This window comes from Aquimarina muelleri DSM 19832 (assembly GCF_000430665.1).
GTDB classification, from domain to species: domain Bacteria; phylum Bacteroidota; class Bacteroidia; order Flavobacteriales; family Flavobacteriaceae; genus Aquimarina; species Aquimarina muelleri.
This window is the reverse complement of the sequence record NZ_AUML01000017.1, coordinates 13,872-35,954: the sequence shown is the minus strand read 5'-3', so window position 1 is coordinate 35,954 and position 22,083 is coordinate 13,872. Positions and strand designations below refer to the sequence as shown.

General features: G+C 31.3%; 14 protein-coding genes. 6 read left to right on the top strand and 8 right to left on the bottom strand.

What is annotated here, in order from left to right; all coding sequences use genetic code 11:
* Positions 1–83: 83 nt before the first annotated feature.
* The 4 genes from H527_RS0108345 to H527_RS21710 form a co-directional block, all read right to left on the bottom strand.
* Entirely contained in the window at positions 84–1,628 is a 1,545-nt protein-coding gene (locus tag H527_RS0108345) for a cellulase family glycosylhydrolase (protein WP_027412282.1), read from the bottom strand.
* Positions 1,625–2,860 carry a hypothetical protein gene (locus H527_RS0108340; RefSeq protein WP_027412281.1) on the bottom strand — a complete coding sequence of 412 codons (1,236 nt, stop codon included), beginning with the start codon at positions 2,858–2,860 and terminating at the stop codon, positions 1,625–1,627. The genes H527_RS0108345 and H527_RS0108340 overlap by 4 nt, the downstream gene beginning before the upstream one ends.
* Positions 2,860–5,952: a membrane protein gene (locus H527_RS0108335; RefSeq protein WP_027412280.1), complete on the bottom strand. Its 3,093-nt coding sequence runs from the start codon at positions 5,950–5,952 to the stop codon at positions 2,860–2,862. Before H527_RS0108335 ends, H527_RS0108340 begins: the two co-directional genes overlap by 1 nt.
* A 491-nt stretch (positions 5,953–6,443) precedes the next feature.
* Complete coding sequence (locus H527_RS21710) at positions 6,444–7,628, bottom strand: PepSY-associated TM helix domain-containing protein (RefSeq protein WP_035087689.1); 1,185 nt, start codon at positions 7,626–7,628, stop codon at positions 6,444–6,446.
* A 361-nt stretch (positions 7,629–7,989) separates the two neighbouring features.
* On the opposite strand from H527_RS21710, the gene H527_RS0108325 reads away from it, so the two are divergent.
* Together H527_RS0108325 and H527_RS0108320 are read left to right on the top strand one after the other, a co-directional pair.
* Positions 7,990–9,003, top strand: a complete 1,014-nt coding sequence (locus H527_RS0108325; protein WP_229809275.1) for a helix-turn-helix domain-containing protein — start codon at positions 7,990–7,992, stop codon at positions 9,001–9,003.
* 236 nt (positions 9,004–9,239) lie between these two features.
* Entirely contained in the window at positions 9,240–10,196 is a 957-nt protein-coding gene (locus H527_RS0108320; protein ID WP_027412278.1) for a hypothetical protein, read from the top strand.
* Between the two features lie 219 nt (positions 10,197–10,415).
* Here H527_RS0108320 and H527_RS0108315 read toward each other — a convergent pair whose 3' ends face one another.
* From H527_RS0108315 to H527_RS0108300, 4 genes are all read right to left on the bottom strand, one after another.
* Positions 10,416–11,519, bottom strand: a complete 1,104-nt coding sequence (locus tag H527_RS0108315) for an alkaline phosphatase family protein (RefSeq protein ID WP_027412277.1) — start codon at positions 11,517–11,519, stop codon at positions 10,416–10,418.
* Positions 11,520–11,550: 31 nt separating this feature from the next.
* Complete coding sequence (locus H527_RS0108310) at positions 11,551–13,005, bottom strand: SusD/RagB family nutrient-binding outer membrane lipoprotein (protein WP_027412276.1); 1,455 nt, start codon at positions 13,003–13,005, stop codon at positions 11,551–11,553.
* A 10-nt stretch (positions 13,006–13,015) separates the two neighbouring features.
* Positions 13,016–16,225: a SusC/RagA family TonB-linked outer membrane protein gene (locus tag H527_RS0108305; RefSeq protein ID WP_027412275.1), complete on the bottom strand. Its 3,210-nt coding sequence runs from the start codon at positions 16,223–16,225 to the stop codon at positions 13,016–13,018.
* Between the two features lie 439 nt (positions 16,226–16,664).
* A complete protein-coding gene (locus H527_RS0108300; protein WP_027412274.1) occupies positions 16,665–17,546 on the bottom strand; it encodes a diacylglycerol/lipid kinase family protein in 882 nt (293 codons plus the stop codon).
* 435 nt (positions 17,547–17,981) lie between these two features.
* On the opposite strand from H527_RS0108300, the gene H527_RS0108295 reads away from it, so the two are divergent.
* The 4 genes from H527_RS0108295 (at position 17,982) to H527_RS0108280 (ending at position 22,070) form a co-directional block, all read left to right on the top strand.
* Positions 17,982–19,937 carry an LTA synthase family protein gene (locus H527_RS0108295; RefSeq protein ID WP_211235730.1) on the top strand — a complete coding sequence of 652 codons (1,956 nt, stop codon included), beginning with the start codon at positions 17,982–17,984 and terminating at the stop codon, positions 19,935–19,937.
* A 247-nt stretch (positions 19,938–20,184) separates the two neighbouring features.
* Entirely contained in the window at positions 20,185–20,406 is a 222-nt protein-coding gene (locus tag H527_RS0108290; RefSeq protein ID WP_027412272.1) for a hypothetical protein, read from the top strand.
* 339 nt (positions 20,407–20,745) lie between these two features.
* Positions 20,746–21,432: a GTP cyclohydrolase I FolE gene (gene folE, locus H527_RS0108285; protein ID WP_027412271.1), complete on the top strand. Its 687-nt coding sequence runs from the start codon at positions 20,746–20,748 to the stop codon at positions 21,430–21,432.
* A 98-nt stretch (positions 21,433–21,530) separates the two neighbouring features.
* Positions 21,531–22,070: a glutathione peroxidase gene (locus H527_RS0108280; protein ID WP_027412270.1), complete on the top strand. Its 540-nt coding sequence runs from the start codon at positions 21,531–21,533 to the stop codon at positions 22,068–22,070.
* The last annotated feature ends 13 nt before the right edge of the window (positions 22,071–22,083 follow it).

Sequence of the window (22,083 nt, the reverse complement as noted above, 5' to 3'; positions counted from 1 at the left end):
GAGAATTAAACTCCACAATGTGGATTAAATCATATAGAAAAGATTACAAAATGTAATAGATTTTCTATTGCATAAAATGGGTATTACTTTATAAACTCAAAAGCTGGTTTCTTGTTCCCTTTGCTATCGATAAATCCAAAATGTTTTTGTTTATGCTTACGCCAAGGTAATTTACCTACTACGGCAGTAGGTACTTCCTCAAAATCATATAAAGTCCAGGAAAGGTAGTTTATATTTTCTTCTTTTATCATTTTTTGAAATTGCTCATAATAATTTGCCTGTCCTTTTTCTGAAGCTCCAAAAGGACTCCAAAGCCCTCTACTAGAGGATAATCCAAATTCTTGCAAAACTAGTGGTTTACTTATTTTTGCAGATACATCTTTATATTTTTGTGCAAATTCATCTATATCTAAGTAATAATGAAAAGATACCATATCCACATCCTCTTGCAATAAATCTGCTGATCCCATATCAGACCACCCTATAGTAATTAGGTGATTAGGGTCAAAATTTCGGATTTGATAGATCATTTCTTTTAACCATGCCAGTACGCTTTCTTTTCCTCTGGAATTAAAATCTAAATTAGGTTCATTTTTTATATCCCAAGATAAAATAGCTTTGTGATTTGCTAATGGGGTTACTATTTGCTCTGCATGTCGGTGTGTTAATGTCCAATCTAATACAGAATAATCTCCGTAAAAATCAAATAAGGTTACAATAACTTTAAGATTTTTATCTTCGGCTTTATCTAACACCTCTTGCAACCTTTGTAACTTTTCTGGTATAACCTTCGCTTTTCCAAAAACAACATAAGGCACAAAAATTCGTATCGTATTTAAACCTGCCTCGGTTATAATATCAAAATCTTTTGCAATAATATCTATATCAAAATTATCCCCAAACATATCCCAAGGCGTTTTCTGCGGGTAATAATTAATTCCTTTTATAGTATATTCTTTATCTTCTATATATATTTTATCCTTAATAACTTTGGCTAAACCATTAGATGGCATACTAGTATCTTGATCATAATTTCCTTTTTTTACCATATGTCGTACCCGCCAAAAACCATCTTCCAAAAGCAACAGTACCTGATAATTGGATTGCAATCGTGTTTCTGCCAAAAATGTATCTTCTCTATATACTCGTTGGTATTCTTTTACATTAGTATCGCTTAAGATTGCTAATTGGCCATCTGCACTATAAAAATCTAAAGCTATGTTATGATTGGTAGTAGTACCATGTATTTCTATATTTTTTTCTTTATTAGAGAGTATGGTATTTGCTATATTTTTTCTTGAACTTTTAGTATAATAATCTCCTATTCCATCCATCTTATTACTTTGGTATGCTACATTGCGCACATACCATGCATTAAGATAATCTTGTTCTATATCCTGTTGTGTTTGTTTTTCTATAGGTCGCCCTGGATTAATAGTATCTATCCAATCTAGTTTTGGAAAATATACCTGCTCTTTATGTAATGCAACATGTAACATAGAGCTTCGGTCAGCGCCAGTATTAAGAAAAGAAAAAGCTTGACTTATTCCAAAAAGTAATAATACAATAACCCCAATAAAAGAACTAATTAGTAATCCTGTGTATATATATTTATTCCATCGTATCATTCTAATTCTATATTATTGTATTGTTTTTCTACTCCCAATGCTTTTATGGTAACATCATATTTTCCAGATGCATAAAATCCTTCTTGCAAAAAAAATCTCGCAATTCCGTTTGACGAAGTTTCTACCTTAGTGTCTATTTTTTTATTCTCTTTAAATATTTTGAGGATTACCATCGCCCCATCTGGGATCAGTTGTCCCATAAAACTAACCAAAGGACCTACGGTAACATAACGATTCCCTTTTTTAAATTGCGTATCAAAATCTTCTAAAACTTTAGAATACTCTATCCTAATACTATTACTTTCTGCCATCCCATGTATGTATGCTTTAACTTGCCAAGCATCTTCATGATCTGGGTGTAACATTTTGGCAATTGCTTGCCCGTTAACAGTATTTGCTTGTGTATGTAATAATAACCCTTTTGTGTTTTTTATAACAAATTTTACCAAAGATCCATCACTTATGATATTACCATGTTTATCTTTTATAATAGAAGTAATAAATTGTGTGATTTGATTACCATCTGCATAAGAATGTTTTCGTTTGCTTTGAATCTGAAAATTTTCGGGTAATGAAGGGAATACATCAATAGAAAATTCTTTAGAAATTGTTTCCTTAACTTTTGAAAACAATAATATTCTACCCGAAGAATTATAAGAAAATATATTCTGCCAAGCTATCATATCTTTACTACGAAGTTCCTTCTTTTTCTCTATATCCAAAAACTGATGCCCTATTGTTACATTCGTACTATCTGGCAATGGATTATCATAAGAGTCTGTAGGTACAACTACTTGCATAGCATAGTCAATACCCCCTGCTATAATACTGGGAGGCCCTATATAGGATTCTAAACAAACTTTTGTTTTAGTATTAGACCTTATTTGTAATTCGCCTTGATAGAGATTTCCTTTTTCATAAAATAAAGTATAAGATACGGTTCCCTTTTTATTTGCTATAAATCTTGGAATCGTAAATCTTGTTTCTCCTGCTATATCTGGTTGTATCGTTGTACTACCATACGAAGTATGTAACAAAAGTTCTGTAGCTATTTCTTTATTTACTTTAAAATCTAATACAATAGGATTCCCTGCCTCTACTATTTTTTTGTGTGCAGATACTATTACAGAGATCTCTTCCTGTTTTTTAAGTACACTTTTAAAAGCAATGTTTACTACATAAATCAAGACCCCTGATAATAATATAGTTATATGTTCTCTTCTGATTTTCATTAATTTGGAGCCCCTATATAGGTGCTAATTTCTATTTTAATGTAACTAAACCCTTTTCCTTCTATAGGGATAAATTGCGAGGATTGATGTTCTGTATTTCTATCGGGCACCACTTTATTACTAATCTCTTCATTTGCCAATCCATTTACAAAAACATTATCCATAGTATCATTTATACTATGTACATCTAATATATCTAATAACGGATACTTAAAATACTGTTTGCGTTGCGGTCTAATACCTTCTCTTAAGTACCGATGATCTACCCACACTAACTTTTGATCTTTGGTATAATATGAAATCAATAACATCGGGATCGTAACTTCTTCTAAGCCCGAGTTAAATAAAACACCTTCTATCATAGTATTCTCCACAACAGATAAATCATTAATAGTAACTCCTTTAAACAAATCTACGGTAGCTACATTACCTGCACATTGTAGATTAAATGTTACTGGTGTTTGATTAAACTCTAAAGAAGTAAACTCATCAGGATTAAATGTTTTTGGTTTTTGCTCTTCTTTATTTACCCATGCTATACCCTCAAAATTAATACGAAAACTGGTAATTTCTTTAGGGAGTAATTTATGTTTCATTTGGTTTTTGGCGTTAAACTTTGCCAATCTTTGATTTTCATTATTATATAATGCTCCTGTTATTACTACATCGGCTGGCACATTATCTACATTTTGTAATTCTCCTATTATACTATATTGATCATGATATCCAACTATTTTTGCGGATAACACTTCTAATACTGGTTGTTTTAAAACATCTTCATGATGCGTTTGCTCAGAACTTATTCTTCGTCTGCCATGATTATAAAAAGAGGTGATGTTTTCAGAAAATAATTGATCTGGCGGTATATCCAAATCATACCCTAATGGTTTTATATACCATTTTTTGCCGTATTTTACCAATTCATGATAGAATGTCTTATCTATTTTTTCTAGTGGTGTAATCCAATGGGTATTGACTTTTACTTTGGCTGTACTATCTGTTTTTGCAGTAATATTTATATCGATTTCATTTAATTTCGCATACGAACTTAGTAAACCATCGGTAACCGAAATTTCCAGCATATATTGCGCCTTAGTCTTATCACTTTTAGGATCTATATAGGAGTATGCTCGTTCAAACTCCTTAAAGTCTAACGCATCATAATAAGATTCTGTTGCGTTAATTGGGCTTAATTGCTTTACATTCTTAACATATATCCAATAAAATCCATACCCTGTAAAAATTAGCATTAAGATCGCCCATAGGTAGGAGGCTTTAAAAACTATATTTTTAAACCGATGATAAGACACTCCATACTTAAAATATACAGGAAAAGTTTTTTGTTTTGATTTTAAAGCATGTACCCATATTAACTGAATGTTGATAATAAAAGCAATTAATACAGTTGCAATAGGGATTAAACCCCACATTAATTTTTGAAACGTAGGAATTTTATCTTTCGGTAAAATGCTAGACAAAGGAGGGACATTTAATTTTTCCCAAACCATTATACCATTTTCTAATTGTCGTAATCGTTGCCATCCACAGAAATATAGAATTGGGTCATAAAACTTATCATTAGAAAACACATATTTCAAATTATATTTTTCGGGTACTGTTAGAAACTGTTGCAAAGAACCTATCCCCTCTATCCCTCTAAACTTTGAATTCTCTAAACGCTCTACCGCTCTTGTGGTTAATTCTGGAAGTCTTCTGGCTGAATGATAGTTACCATCTACCGTCATTGCGTTAGTCTGGGCAGATAACCACGCCATTTGATCTCCAAATCCTAAAGGAAGATACCGCCATTTATCGTGTTGATCCTGTGTCAAAAAATTTAAAATGGGTAACATCTTAATCTTTTGAGGTTGCGATGGTCTAAAATATCCAAGACTCATAGTAAAAAATGTGGTAAAAACAATACCCCCTGTTAGTAGTCCTCCTAAAATCCTATGGTAAACTCCTCCATATTTTTTTTGAATTTTTTGTTTTAAATCTCCTTCAATAAATCGATATCCAAATTCCCCAAATATAGGAAGTGCCATAATAGACCCCCATAAAGTAAACCTATCTAAAGTAAGAATATTAAATGCATTTTCACCTAACATCATTTTAGGAATAGGTGTTGTTCCTCCTGTACCTAAAATAGTTAAAAGAGTAAAAGATAATCCAAAAAATAAATATCGTTTACTATAAAACCGAAACCAGATATAAGGAAACAAAAATAATAAAATGCCCCACGGTATTAAAAAAAATACTAGCCCAGAGGAAGTAACTTCAAAAAAATTATCACGTGACCCATGTGGTATGGGCACCTGTGTTATTGGGTTATTTTTGGTATTGATCCAATACGGAAGAATACAAAGGATAATTAATAATAAGGATCCGAAACCAAAAGCTACAATTCTTTTAAAAAGAGAAAGAAAACTTTTGAAAAAAACTAGAATACTAACCTCTTTATAACTCCCTGCTGTCTCTCTAGAAACATCCATTAACACCATTCCTATTAAGGGAAAAATAAAAAAAATCATCCCAAAAATAGGAGTTACATGATGCGATGTTACAGTTACCGCAATAAGGCTTAAGCTATTTAATAAATACTTATATTTTCCTATTTTAAGCCAAAGATAAATCTCTGGCAATGCATGTAATAAAACTGAAAGCCCTATAATGCTGGGTAATTGTCCAAAAACATGTAATGTTTCAATAAATGCGGAAGAAAAGACTGCAAAAATAGCGGTGTACCCTGCTACTTTTTGGTTAGACGTAAGTACGAGAGCAAAACGATATATACCTGTTATAAAAAGAAGAATCGCTATAAGTGCAACCGTAAATAAACCAAACTTTAATCCCCCTATATAAGAAAACAACCCTATACTTTGGTGCACCAAAGGAGGGTATCCCATTACTGTAAAACCAGTATACCAACTATAGCTCCATGGTTCGAACCAACTATTTGCATAATGATTTCCAAAAAATAAGTGAATTAAAGCATCATAAGTACTTTCTAAAGTAAAAAAAATAGCAGTACCATGAAACATAATTCCTATGAGTAATGCACTAATTAGATACTTATTTGTGGTTTTATCCATATAAACTCTTACCGTTTTCTAAATTTAAATATACAACAAAGCTTCGGTATAGACCAATAGTAGGTCTTTAGATACACACTTTTCGTCGACAGTAATTTACTACTCACCGAAATACATCATTATTCTCTTTAAAACAAAGTTATTTTTGAAGCATAAACCTCAAATACTATATATGAAAACCGGAATTATCATACCTTGCCATACTAATGAAAAAAGGTTAAATGTAATGTTGTTTTTAAGCTTAGTATAGGTAGAAAAAAATTGTTTATGATTACGCTGCTTATAGAATAAGCATATACTATTGGACTCGAAGTTACCCCTAAATATACATACGGATAGAGAGCACTACTTTATATAAGTTTGCTCTCTTTTTTATAATAGTATTTACTTAGACTAGAGTAGTCATCAAGAAAACCTCCGATTTCAAAATTCAAACACCAGGCTCCCAGCTCGCGATACTAGGATTGAAGAATACAACTTCGAACTCCTTTTTACATCTGTGTACTATATGCTGAAGCTAATTTTTCTTTAACTTGAGGTCGTTTTTTATACGCCCTTCCGTACCATAATAAAACCCCTGTAACTGGTAATGACGCACAAATTAAGCTTGCCAAAAAAGCTATTATTTTTCCTGCTAATCCCCCAATAGAACCTACGTGAATATCATAATTCATACGAATTACCTTATCGGCGAATCCTGCATCCTTATATTTTCCATAAATACTGGTCGTTTCGACCTCTTGCAATGTATTTTGATCAAAAAATAGATAATCCATATCATAATACAATCCCGCAGAGTTACTTACTTCTACAAGTACCGTAGTAGAGTCATTTTCTGGATAATGCAATTCAAAACTTTTAGCTTCGCTATACGCCTTGTAAAGAGAGGGTATTAACTGATCGTATGGTGGATTTTTGTCTGAATTGGTAATGGTAGTACTTATGTTTTGAGGAAGAATAAATTGTGGTGCCTTATCTCCACCTGTAGCTATATACGCTATAAAATAAAACCAATTAAATGCCATTACACATCCTGTAAACGCAAATAGCAATCCCAAAGATGAGATATAAAACCCTGTTATAGAATGCAAATCAAAATTCTTTCGTTTCCAACGTGTTTTACTATTCCAATCAAATTTTAATCGTTGGCGCCAGTTTTTCTTATTTCTGGGTATCCAAAGAAAAAAACCACTAATTAATAGTACCAAAAATAATAATATAGAATAGGATACAATTCTTGAACCAATTGCTTCAGGAAGCCATAATCGTATATGTCCTTTTAATACAAAAGCAAAGAATCCCGAGTCATTATCTACCCTTTTAATAAATTTTCCCGAATATGGATCTAAAAACACACTCTGATAAAATAGTTCTGGTTCTGCTTGATAAAAAACGACTTCTATCGCTTCATTTGGTTGCCCATATATAACTCCATGAATAGTTTTATTGGGGATTATTTGTTCTGCAATTGACTTTACCTTGGAAGAAATAATAAACTCCTGTTCTTGCGGAGTTACATACGTATAATCGGTATAAAAGCTTTCAATTTCGTCTTTAAAAACCCATAAACATCCTGTAATCGATACGATAAAAAGTACTACTCCTGTAATTAGACCTAGTATTTTATGAATTTGTAAAATGATTTTACGGTTATTTCTTTTTTTTGGTGAAGACATCGTTATTAATTATGTTTTAAAAAAAATAATAACACCCTAGGGATAAAATTACCTAAGAGTGTTCCTCTCTTACAATATAAAGGTCTACTAGTTATTTTTAAAAATTCCTTTATGCCAATTTCTAATACAGGGATCGGACTAGAGTATATATCCAAAATCACACCTTCTGTCCCGTTTTGACCACTACAGATCATACGCCCAAATAGCAAATAAATAGTTGCTTTTTTTTTCTTAAAACAAACACTGACATGACATTTTTTAAAAAAAATTTGATTTAGACTTTATATTATTATTTATATTTGATCTAAATAAATTTTAAGCACAAAATTAACGCCTAAATCAAGAAAGAAAATGACGTATTATGGATAAAAAAAGACGCAATAAAGAGTCTGTAGAATCGACACAAGTAATAAATAAAAACAAATGTGTTTTAAATACTATCTCTAAACTAGTTAACCAACAAAAACATTGTAGCGTCCACACAAAGAAAATTAGTTTTTTACCTGAAATTGGTAATGGACACTTTGAGTATAACTACTTTGATGGTCTGTTTATAGGAATGTTTGATGTTATGTTAAAAAATGATTTTAAAGTATGCGGAAAACAGAATACAGAAGTTATAGAGTTATCTTATTTAATTGATGGCGAACAGATAATTAAAATTGACGAAATATCTAATAATTTGATCTATGAAAGTCAAGAAAGCTATCTTGTATACATATCTAAAGTATCAGGATCTATACTATACCATAAAAACAAACACTTTAAAGAAATCAAAATCAGAATGTATTCTGATTTTATTAAAAAACATAAATTAAACTCCGAATATGGAATTTATGAAAAATATGCTATAGAAAAAGTAGATAGAAATTTTGCAAAGCCTTTATGTTCTAAAACTCAGGCTATCTTAGCTGAACTACTAACCGATACTAGAAAAGGACTATTAAAACGGTTATTTCTAGAATCTAAAGTATTAGAATTACTTTATTTATACTTAGAAAATAAGAAAAGTTATAAATCAGAAGCATCTACTACAGATAACCTCATCAAAAAATTATATGAAGTCCAATTTATCATAAACTCTGACCTAACCACACAATACTCTCTTCATGAATTAGCGCGTGAGGTGGGGTTGAATGATTTTATACTTAAAAAAGAATTTAAGCGCGTGTTTCATAAAACTATTTTTGAATATGCTCTTAACACACGAATGATAAAAGCAAAAAAACTATTAAAGCATAGTAAAAAACCAATTTATGAAATCTCAGAACTTATTGGTTATAAAAACTCTACTCATTTTACTGCTGCTTTTAAAAAAGTAGAAGGCACAACTCCCAAGAAATATAGACAAAATGATTCCGAGAGTTTAAAGTAAAATACAAATAACAAGTATGTTTTTATATCTTAGTTAATTTGGTTGCAGATAACCATCCAAAGCATTTTACAAGTTTTTTAGATAATTATACTCTTTTAAAGTATTAAATTTATTTAATTATCTCTTCTTTGAACTATTCATTAATTACCCCTTCTTACTTTTTTGTAATATCATGAAATATCTTTTTTAAACTTTCTTATCTATGTTTGTCTTATAATCAACTTAAGTAAGCAATCATGAAAACAGTTACATTTGAACTACCTATTTTCAATCCTCTTTATCAAGGCCCTATAAGGATAGAACAACATACCGTGACCATAGAAATGGAATTAACTGCGGGAGAACACTTATTTACCAGTGTTCCAATTGAAGTTGGTTCCTTTTTTCACTATCCGATTTTTGGTTATATCTCTATTCCATACAGCTATGACCCCGATACGCAATATTTTACTATTGCAGGCCCAAAGGATAGCAGCAATAAGCAATTGGCAATTCATACCAGCCTTGATCAACACCCCAAAATAATTAACAGTCATAGTTTAAATAATACTGGTAATACCTTAGTCACTCACAATATGTGGACAGATTATATCGAAAATACCCCTGCGATAAAACAAATAAGTCAAACCGTTATTCGGCAAGCCATAGATGCATTGGTAAAAAAACTTCTGGATACAGGTGTGCAGGGAGTGATCCAAACTGGTCCTGCTCCTATTGTTAATCCCCATAACTATCAAGATTACAAAGCTATGTTTACCCCAAATAAAACAGAAGTAGAACAACCATCCTTAAACGATATTATGGAGGTACAACAAACTGTTCAATCCACATACTATGGGACCATTACATGGAATTTAAACTATTCTTTTGCTAATATTATTGGCTCTACTCATGATCCTAAACCTTCTGGATATAGCTCATGGATCCAACTTTGGGCCGATACTTGTAATGGTGGATACGATACAACTCGATGTTCGTCCTATAATTATTCAGATGGTGCTCCACCGTTCAATTGCAATACATCTGATTTTGTTGGAGGTCATGTTATCCCAGGAAAAGTAGCCAAAAAGTTAGCTAAAGGTGGTACTGCTTATATTTTTCCGATTTGCAAAAGACACAATGGCAACGATAACATCTATATGTCTAGTCGTTACAATCCAGTAGGCGTTGTGCTTCATAACTATAACCAATGATTTTTTATAAAAAATCACTAATATTACTCCTCTAACCTGCGAAGGATTTTATAAAAAAAAGTTAAATCAATAACCTCAGAGCAAGCTCACGAGGTATGCTTCCGAAAATATATTTTGTCTTCGAGGCAAGCCTCCTTTAGAATTAAACTCCACAATGTGGATTAAAAAAACGACCAATTTCAATAAACTGGTCGTTTTTATTTTATTGTACAAATAGATTTACTTTTTTAAAGGCACTATAACATCTATAGTCTTTCCTACTTTTTCTACAGGGTGTTTTTTTCCTATTATTGCAGAAACCGTGGCAGCTATTTGGTTACTATATAACTGTTCTTCTATATTTACTTCTCCCATAGTGGTTATTCCTTTACCAAAGGCTACTATCCATACTTGTCCTGCTCCTTTTACTTTTTTACCATGACTTTTCCATGTATCTAAAGGTTTAGTTCCTCGTCCATGATCTGTGGAAATTATAAATACAGTATTATCCTTATAAAAAGAATCTTGTTGTGTAAACTCCCATAATTCTTTAATGAGATTATCTGTATTATGTGCTGCATTAAGATATGCTTCATAATCCCCATCGTGTGCAAAATCATCGGTTTCTCCATACGCAATATACACAAGTTCTGGATGTGATTTTTTCATATGTTCCAACGCATAATGATGGGTAAAAGCATCTAATCTAACAGAACTCCAAGGGCTTGGTATTTGCTCTTGCAGCTGATTTAAAAATACTTCTCTTTCACTTAGATTAGCACCTTTTGATGCCTCAAAACCTGCATTAACGGGAACTTGAGATCGCTCTTCGTTTATGATAAACGGAAAAACATCCCAGCTACCAAAAGCAGCTACTTTTCCTTTATACTCTGGAACATCATTGATTATCTCTAATATTGTTTTATTAGGATTGTTTATTTTATCATTACTATGGATATTTTTATCATCGGCAACTCCTGTTAAAATTTCGTTATACCCTGGGTACGAAAACCACATAGTATTAGTTAAATCTACTTTACTGCCTAGATTTCTATTACCATGTAACTGCCCCATTTTACTAATTTCATTCCAGAAAAATGGTAGCAAGGCTTCCCTTCTGTCTTTTGGGTTAGATCTCCAAAAATTAGATTTTAATTTTGTAGTATCTTTTACATAGGTCTTGTTTGTTACCAGCAATGAGTCTGCGCCAGAGTAGAGTTCCTGCCAACGTAATCCATCTAAAGTAATTAAAATAACTTTAGTTGCGTTTTTTTCTTGTGCTTTCCCTTTAATACCTAAAAGTAATAAAGTAAAAAGTATACTATATATTATATTTTGTTTCATTGTTTTATTCTATTGTTGCTCCAAAAAGGAATTAATTTTCCCACCAACCTTTTGCGTTAATGGTATTTCCTCCTATTTCTAAAACTGCTTGCTCGTAGCTTTGACTATTTAAAGTTTGCTCACTATCTGGATATAAAAAACGTACAGGTACCTGGTTACTATTTACGTTATCCGGACCTGGCACTATTATAGAAGGAAATCCTGTTCTACGGAAATCATACCATCCTTCAAATCCAACCAGAAAAGAAGCTAACCATTTTTGTGTGATAATAGTCTCTAATTCTCCATCGTATAGTACTCCTGGTTGTTGTAAATATGCGTTTACGTCCTGACTGGTTTTCCAATATGCAAAAGATAATCGCACTCCTTCTTCATAAAAAGTTTTTGCATCGCCTGCTATCCAACCTTGTTGTACTGCTTCTGCAAGTATAAATTGTACCTCTGCAGCTTGTAGTATAGCCGCTTTTACGCTATTTGGAGATTTATAGAAGAAAGATTCTCTTAATCGGGATACATTTTTTGCCCCGCCATTAAAGGTAGATGCATTGTCTTCACTTAATCCATTAGTTAATCCAACATATAAATTAGGGTCATCTTCGGAGTTATCAGTAGGTTGAAACCATGAAAATAAACGATTATCATTAAATCGCTTTAATATGGTTTCGCTCGTTTGACTAAGTCTATGCTCATCAAAACTACCGACTCTACCGGTACTTATTGGCCAAGAATCTGTTTGTGTTGTTGCTGGATATGTAACCACTGCATTATCGGAATTGGTAGTAATAAACATACCGCTATCTAAAATTTCTTTCATTTCTGAAGAAACATCCATTTTATTAGAAACTCTAAGCAGATATCGAAGTCGTAAGGAATTGGTGAATTTTAACCATTTTTCTGTATCTCCTTCGTATAAAACATCTCCTCCATTTAAGGTTCCTGCAATACGAATAGTTTCTCCTATAACTAATAATTCTGAAGCTTTTTTAAGATCCTTTAGAATAGCTTTGTAAATAACTTCCTGATTATCATATTTAGGAGTAAAATTACCTTCTAAACCTTGTAGTGCTTCGGTAAAGGGTATATTTCCCCAATTATCAGTTAAGATAGAAAAGACATACGATCTTAATACTAAAGCAATACCTTCGTAGGTTGTATTTTTTGTTTCACCTTCTGTAGATTTTTTGAGGATTATATCTATCTCTGGTAGAATTCCATAATACTCCTCCCATAAATCGGATTCTGCATCCCATTGATATCGGTCAAAACCTGTAAAATTGATTTTAGCAGTTAATTGTCCTACAATATTCCCTCTGTCCCATCCGGATTGTACTGCTCTGTTTGCTACGGTAGAAATTACAGTAGACAAAAGCAGATCAGAATTTACTTCTTCTGGTTGGTTGGGATTAATATTTATTTCTTCAAAATCTTTGGTGCAGGATACTATGCTAATTAGTACAAGTATGCTTGCTATTATATAATTTTTCATTTTCTATATTTTAGAAAGTTACGTTAAGATTTAATCCATAGCTTCTGGAGCTAGGTAATGCCATATCTTCTACTCCTGGTACGACAACGCCACCGTTAAACGAAATAGTTTCGGGATCAAAATGAGGGTTTTCTGTCCAAAGTGCCAGGTTTCTTCCTACCAGAGATAGTGTTAGTGATTGTAGAAAGGTTCTATCCAGAATTTTTTGTGGAAAATTATACCCTATACGCACTTCCCGAAGTTTTAGGAAAGAAGCATCAAAGATTCCTATTTCTTCATTATTACGATTGTAACGCCACCAATAATAATCCCGCCCAGATAGTACAACATCATTTGGTCTGTAGCTACCGTCTGCATTTTGTATTACTCCTTGGGATACGATTCCTGTTTCTCTACCTTCTGCAGTAAAATCCATCATACCAGAAGTACCCCCGATTAATGTGGTTCTAGACATAATTTCTCCTCCTTGTCTCCAATCCAATAAAACACCAATATTAAATCCTTTGTAGGTAAACGTATTTTGCCATCCTACGGTAAAATCTGGATTGTAGTTTCCAAGTTTTTTCACGTCTGGATCTTGTTTAGAAAACCCATCTTCATTATGGACTACTTGTCCAAAAAATTCACTATTTGGATCCTCTACAGTTATAAATCCTGTACCATAAATATCTCCCATTCTTCCTCCAACTTTTGCTAAAACATTTACATAGTTAGATGAAATCTCATACGTATCTAAATCCTCAATCAAAGATTTTACTTCGCCCCTTGCACTGGTAAAATTAATTGTAGTATTCCAATCAAAACCTCCTGCTGTTTTTACTGGTGTTGCATTTACTACAATCTCAATACCTTTATTTTCAATTTCTCCTGCATTAATTATTCTGGATGTAAACTTGGAAGTTACAGATAAAGGTAATTTTAGAATTTGATTTTTTACTGTGGATTTATAATAGGAAACGTCAAAACCTAAACGGTTGTTAAAAAACCTAAGATCGGCACCAAACTCTATAGAAGTAGCTTCTTCTGGTTTTAAATTTTCATTTTTCAATATTTCGGAAGCGCTTACTCTTTGGTACTTTCCAAAAGGCTCATTAAAAGAAAATGTGTTGACTAATGAATATGGATCTGTATCGTTACCTACAACCGCCCATCCTCCTCGAAGTTTCAGAAAGGAAAAAGCCTCTGGCAATTCTATCATATCAGATACTATTGCACTAAGCCCTACAGATGGGTAAAAATAGGAGTTGCTACCTCTTGGTAAGGTACTAGACCAATCATTTCTACCTGTAATATCCAGAAAAAGTAAATTTTTGTATCCTATGTTGGCAAAAGCATATAAGGAATTAATGGTACGTTGATCAATAAATTGTGTTTTTGCCAACGGTTCTGCTGCATTTTCAAAGTTATAAATCCCTGGTACAGAAAGTGAATTTGCACTAATTCTGTCATATCGGTTTTCTTCTTCTCTAACATTACCACCAAACGATAATCCTAGGGTAAAATCTTCATGTACATCTTTATTATATTGTAATAAAAAGTCTGTATTTTGTTCCTTAAAAAAGATATCATCTTCTCGATACTGTCCTCTTGCAAATCTTTGTGTGCTATAAGCACGTTTACTGGTTCTTAATTCATTAAAATAATCAATTCCTGTTCGCAACATAAGAGATAGATGATCTGTAATCTTAATATCTACTTTTGCATTTCCAAAAATTCTATTTTTATCAAATCCATTTGTATTTTCATTTAAAGTAAAATACGGGTTATCATGCCAATTATAGTTATAATTAAATTGTTGTCTACCTTCTAATCCTGGTTGCCAGTAATCTCTTAGAGAATTCATATTAATCTGGCGACCAAACCAAACCCATAAATACATGATATTTTCTGTTCCGTATGAGTTATTTGGTCTATTTCCACTTTTGCTGTTTACATAATTAATAGACGAGGAAACTTTTAGCCATTTTGTTAAATCATAAGAACCATTTAAAGCATAGGTTCTTCTATCATAATCTGTATTAGGCAATATCCCTTCGCTATCTAGATTAGTTAAAGAGAGTCTTATATTACCATTCTCATTACCACCAGTTAAGGCTAAATTAGTTGTTATAGTAGACCCAGTTCTAAAAAAATCTTTAATATTATTGGGGTTAGATTTCCAGGGTGTAGGAATGATCTGATCTGCAAAGCTACCATCTACATTTCTTGGTCGTCTGGCAAAATCTCCTGCTCTAAAACCACTAGTTGTTGGACTATCGTGTTGCGCTATTAATTGTCCATTTAATCGTGGACCCCAGCTCTCATCAATATTATCATTAGTTCCTCCACCAGATCCATCTAAGAATTCAAACTCTCCTCCTGCTCCTTGTCCGTATTGATTTTGGTATTTTGGTATTCGCAATGCGCTTTCAAAAGTTACGTTTTGTGTAAAACTTACTCCTATTCCTTTTGATTTTTCTCCTGATTTTGTAGTAATCAAAATTACTCCGTTTAATCCTCTTGATCCATAAAGTGCAGTTGCATTTGGTCCTTTAAGGATAGACATAGATTTAATATCGTCAGGATTTATATCCTGTGCTCCGTTACCAAAATCTGTTTCCATATTGCCTTCTGCACTGTTACTTACTGTACGATTACTTATAGGTATACCATCTACTACAAACAAAGGAGAGTTATTTCCTGGTATAAGAGAACCTTCTCCGCGTATTGTAATTAATGAAGTAGAACCAGCACCAGATCCTCCTCCCGTTATTTGTACTCCAGCAGCACGACCTGCTAAAGAGTTGGTCACATTAGTTTCTCTTGCGGTTGTGAATTGATCTCCCTGTACTTCTTGTACTGCATAACCTAATCGTTTCTTTTCTTTCTCTATACCTAAAGCTGTTACCACTACCTCATCCAGAGCTTCTGCTGAAGCTGTTAATCCAATGCTTCCTAAATTTTTAATTTCACCAGAGTTTACTGTAATTGAAATAACCTTATCTTCAAAACCAAGATAAGAGATAGCAATGTTGTATTGCCCTCCTGGTATGTCTGTTATTTCAAAATTACCATCAAAATCTGTAACTACTCCTTTTTGAGCCTCCCGAAGCATAATATTTGCCCCTGGAAGCGGAGTTTGACCATCTGTAATTATTCCCTTAATACTAGATTCCTGACTGCTGACTACAATAGAAAAAAAGTAAAATAGTACTGAAAAAAGTGTTAATGAACTTTTCATTTGTTACGTTTAAAATTTTACTAATATTAAATTTATTGGTCAAAATTGTATATAAATTTCAGTATTTGTAAAATTTCAATATTATTTTATCATTACTATACTAATGAGAAATCGTAAACCTAATGTTAAAAATATTAAATGAATTTAACCATCTGTTCGTGGCTAATAAAAGTTTTTGCTTTTTATTGAATCGTAAGAGGTTCTTTTTAAAGCAAATAAACCGAAAACTGTACCTCCAAGGCAAAGTCAAAAATTTTATAGTAACTCCTGTCGATATACTTAAAAACTAAAATTTGTTTCTGCTTTTTGATCGTTTTTTGCCACATCTATTGTTAGATTGTATCATATCATGGCTTTTATTATAACTAATATTTGATTCTTACAAAAAACAGAAGACAGTCTACGGATTTTATTTTACCCTTATTTTAATATTACAAATTTAAGTAATCACATTAAGGGATTTTTCTTTTAAAGAGATGAAGATATGTTTTTCTTTAATCTGGTAAAGTTCACCATCAATCTGTGTTTCAAAAACACTACCTTTTACTCTTAAAAGATGAATGCTTTTTGTTTGAAACACTTGTGCTTTTTTAAGAATTTGATGTTTTCTAAAAAGCATTAAAACTCCAAATACAACAACCTTAATTTTACTTATTTTAGGAATAATAATGGCATCTAGTAAACCATCTCGTAAAGAAGCCTTAGGAGTTAAACTTATTTTATAACCTAACTCATTCGAGTTGGACACAAAAATCATAAATGGGTTTATAAATGTATTTTTGTTATCTATACTTATTTTAACTTCTTCTTGTTTATTAAGTTCTCTAAATGATTTTAAAGAAGCTTTTATATAATTATATAATGTTCGCTCATTTGAGGCTTCATAATTTTTAATTACGCTTGCATCAAAACCAACTCCTGTATTGCTAAAAAAATAATGTTCATTGATTGTCCCTACATCTATTTGTGTAATATTTTCCTGTTTAATTAATGTAATGGCCTTTTCTATAATTTTAGGAATCTTAAGGTTAGAAGCAAGTCCGTTTCCTGAACCTGTAGGTATAATTCCTAATTTAATCGAAGTACCTACAATACAAGACGCTACTTCATTAACTGTCCCGTCACCGCCACATGCTACAATAATGGTTGCTCCCTCATCAATAGATTGTTTCGTTAACTTTATTGCATGTTTTTTATGAGTAGATAATTTTATAGTCAAACTATACTTATCATCTACAAAATATTTCTGTAAAATATCTTTAGTAACAATATTATTACTAGAACCTGCAATAGGGTTTATGATAAAATGAATGCACTTCACTAGTTACTAACTTAATTTAATGAACTTAATTATATAGTATACCATTCTTGGTTTCTATCTTAAAACTATACACGATTTATATTCCTTACAAAAACCAAGCTATACATAACCTTTCTAAATAGAATAAATTAAATGTGCAACGTGAAAATACTGCGTGAATTTAAAATAAATTTTAGTTTATAGTCGTTAGTATTATGATACCAAATCTGGCATTTTACAGTAATGATAAATAGTTTTTCACATAAAACCAAATTTACTTTAAATGTAGCTAATCTCCTTTCTTAAGATTATCTTTATGGTTTGATATCACAATACCATTAAACCCTGAATTACAGAACTATAAATATACTACTACAGTTAAGGTAAAAACAAAAACTTTGAGCTATTAGTATTTTTTATTCTAAAAAAAACGAAAAAATTTAAAATAATATACTATTGAAATTACCTGAAAAACTTCTAAATAAAACTACTTTTTTAGAACCAATTTTAAAGTTCTATATAATTGGTTTATCTATTACTACACTAAGCAGAATATTTTTAACTCTGTTCTTTTGGGAAAGAGTAACTGCTACTCCTAATTTTTGGTATCTTTTTTTTATTGGTATACGAATGGATAGTATACTACTTACTTATATTGTTAGTTTACCTACCATTTTACTTATATTTTTACCAAATTCAATACTAAAAAAACTAAATGGGGTTATTCGCTATTTCTTAACAATATGTTTGTTCTTTTTAGTATTTATGGAAATTGCAACTCCTACATTTTTATTACAATACGATACAAGACCTAATAGATTGTTTATAGAATATTTATTATACCCTAAAGAGGTTTCTAATATGCTTTTAAAAGGTTTTGGCTTACAATTGCTTTTGGCATTTATTGTTTTAGTTTTGGTAGCAATATTTTTATTTAGAAAATCAAAACGTTGGTTTTCTTTAGGAAAAGAGGTCCCCTATACATCTAAACTCTTAATTTTCCCTATTGTAGGTTTTCTCCTTTTTTGGGGAGCAAGATCCTCTCTTACATCTGTTAGACCTATTAATGCCAGTAATGCTATTTTCTCTAAAGATCAATTTACCAATAGTTTAGCTTTAAGCTCTTTATACACTGTTTCATTTGCTATTTACTCACTAAAAAACGAAGAAGATAGTTCTAAAATGTATGGTAAGATGGATGAAAAAGAAGCAATAGAACGAACTCGTAAATATATGAGTGCTACCCCTTCTGATTTTATAGATGGCGAAATACCACTATTGCACAAACAAAAAAGTACTCATAAAACAGATAAACCATACAATTTAGTTATTTTTTTACAAGAAAGTTTAGGCGCAGAGTACGTTGGTTGCCTTAATGGATTACCACTAACTCCTAATATAGATAAGCTTTCTAAAGAAGGAATGTTATTTACAAACCTATATTGTACAGGAACAAGAAGTGTTCGAGGAATAGAAGCTGTTGTTACTGGTTTTTTACCAACACCTAGTAGGAGTGTAGTCAAGCTAGGTAAAGCGCAAAATGGTTTTTTTACCTTAGCAGACATATTAGGTAAAAAAGGTTATGAAACTAGTTTTATCTATGGCGGTCTTTCTAACTTTGATAATATGGCTTCTTTTTTTAATGGTAATGGATTTAAGAAAATTATTGATGAAAATGATTTTAAAAAAGATGAATATGCGTTTAAAGGTGTATGGGGAGTATCTGATGAAGATCTAGTAGCAAAAGCAAATGACCTGTATAAATCTTATGGAGATACTCCATTTTTCTCTTTAATGTTTTCCTCTTCTAACCACACCCCTTTTGAATTTCCTGATGGTAGAATTGAACTTTATGACAAGGAAAAAAACACAGTAAACAACGCTATTAAATATGCTGATTATGCAATAGGTAAGTTTTTTGAAATGGCAAAAAAAGAAGCCTATTATGATAATACTGTTTTTGTTGTAATTGCAGATCATAATACAAGAACCTACGGCAAAAATCTAATTCCTGTTCATAAATTTCATATTCCTGCATTTATAATTGCTCCTGGTATAGAAGGAGGCGTAAATTATGAAAAACTATGTAGCCAAATCGACATACCTCCTACCTTACTTGATCTAACTGGTTTAGATGTGCAAACTCCAATGCCTGGTAGAAATTTATTTGATTTAAAAGATGACGTCCCTGGTAGAGCAATTATGCAATTCCATAGCACTAATGCTTTTAGAGTAGGGAATGAAATGGTAGTATTGCAGCCCAATAAAGAACCTGTTCAGTTTGAAATAAATGGTGATGAAAATTTAAAAGAAAAAAAAGTGAATCCTGAATTAGCGAAAGACGCTCTGGGACATATTATTACTGCATCTTCTATGTACAAAAAAGGTACTTATAAACTACCAAAAAATTAAATATAACATCTGTAACTTAAAGTTGAAAAATAATGGCTTTCTGTTTATATCCTCTCATATCTCGTTGCCTAAAAGATCAGATTACACATTTAAATCTAATCTTTTTTATTAAAAAAAACAGCTTTATCTACCCAAAAACATTTTCTATGCCATAAAAATTAAGCTAATTCCTATAAAATAGTTAATTTTGCTTAAATGCATACTTATATTTTTTAAGTATTTTGTATTTTTAAAAAAAAAGCAGATTATGGAATTAATGAAAAGAGCTTTAGAATTCGAAAGCAGAAAAATGATTAACATGTCTACAAGTGACAGAGTTGCTTCCTCTAGAGAGGCTAAAGAGTTAATCTTGGCTTTAAACGAAGTCTATAAAGAAACTAAAGATCCAGAGATTATGGATGTTATGAAACTTTTAACTGCCAAAAAGCAGAAAATAGAAAAGCGTCTCAAAGGCCTTCCTAGCGTATAGTGCTTTTTGGTTTTGGAGTATTATTTCTTCTACATAAAATTATAGATTCAAAAAAACTTTTAAACATATTGTTTTTTTAACTTAATAACTCCTTTCAAAAAAATAGATTATTGATCTAATATTGCTATGTTATTTTATTAGCATTATTTATTGATCAATAAAATCTATTGCGCTATATTTATTTTGTTTAATAAATACTTAAAATAGTTAAACATTTTTGTAGCTTTGAAAAACAGAAAAGAAATTAGTTGTTCCATTAAAAATGAGTTTTTTAATCGGATTAATAAGTTTAAAGACAACGGGTTTCCGAACAAACTAAGCTCAAAAATATTAAACTAAATGAACACAAAGACAGAAAACTTAAACTCTAATCCAGACATCCTTCCTATTGATGATATTGGTGACGATCATATTGGTACAAATGTAGAAACCCCAATGAAAGAAGATGCTTTTAATCTTTCTGATTTTGATAAGAAAAAAAGAATAGCAGAGTTATTTGCCGAAATTATGGACGTAATGGGCTTAGACTTAACAGATGATTCTCTTAAAGGCACCCCTAATCGTGTTGCCAAAATGTATATTGATGAGATTTTCTCTGGATTAAATCCAGAAAACAAACCCAAAATTGCATTGTTCGATAATAAATATCAATATAAACAGATGCTCGTTGAAAAAAACATTACACTTTATTCTAATTGTGAGCATCATTTTGTGCCTATTATAGGAAAAGCACACATCGCATACATTTCTTCTGGAAAAGTAATTGGGTTATCTAAGCTTAACCGAATTGTTCAATATTTTGCGAAGCGTCCTCAAGTTCAAGAACGATTGACCAATCAAATTGCTGAAGAATTAATACTAATTCTAAACACAAAAGATGTTGCTGTTATTATTGATGCAAAACATCTATGTGTTTCTTCCAGAGGTATAAAAGATGACTCTTCTACAACTGTAACTTCTTTTTATGGCGGCATTTTTAATACCCCAGATAAAATAAAAGAGCTACAAAATTACATTAATAACTGACCACCAAAGTATTGCAAATAACTCTTACTTAAAAACTATTCTTTTTCAAAATGTTTTTTTGAATATATGAATAATCTCTAATATTTAAAATATAGAACATGAAACTCATTGATAAAGCTAAACTACCATTATTCAATTCTTCAAAACCAAAAAATAAAAAAATAACCTCCCTACTATATGATATACAAATACGTAGTATTGACGGTTCTATAATTGATTTATCTACTTTTAACGATAAAAAAATACTCTTTGTTAATGTTGCCTCTAAGTGTGGATTTACTAATCAATATAACGATTTACAAAAATTAAACAACCTATATTCTCATAACCTAGTCATTATTGGATCTCCATGCAATCAGTTTGGTAGTCAAGAACCTGGAAACGCTTCTCAAATCCAATCTTTTTGTAAAAAAAATTATGGTGTTACTTTTTTAATTACTGAAAAGATTGATGTTAAAGGAAAAAATCAACACCCTTTATATGGATGGTTAACGCAAAAAGAACAGAATGGAATAAAAAACTCTAGTGTTAAATGGAATTTTCAGAAATATCTGGTTGACAAAAATGGAAAACTAATAGATTACTATTATTCCACCACTAAGCCTATGAGTTCAAAGATTACAAAACACTTAAAGTAAATCTCAAAAAACT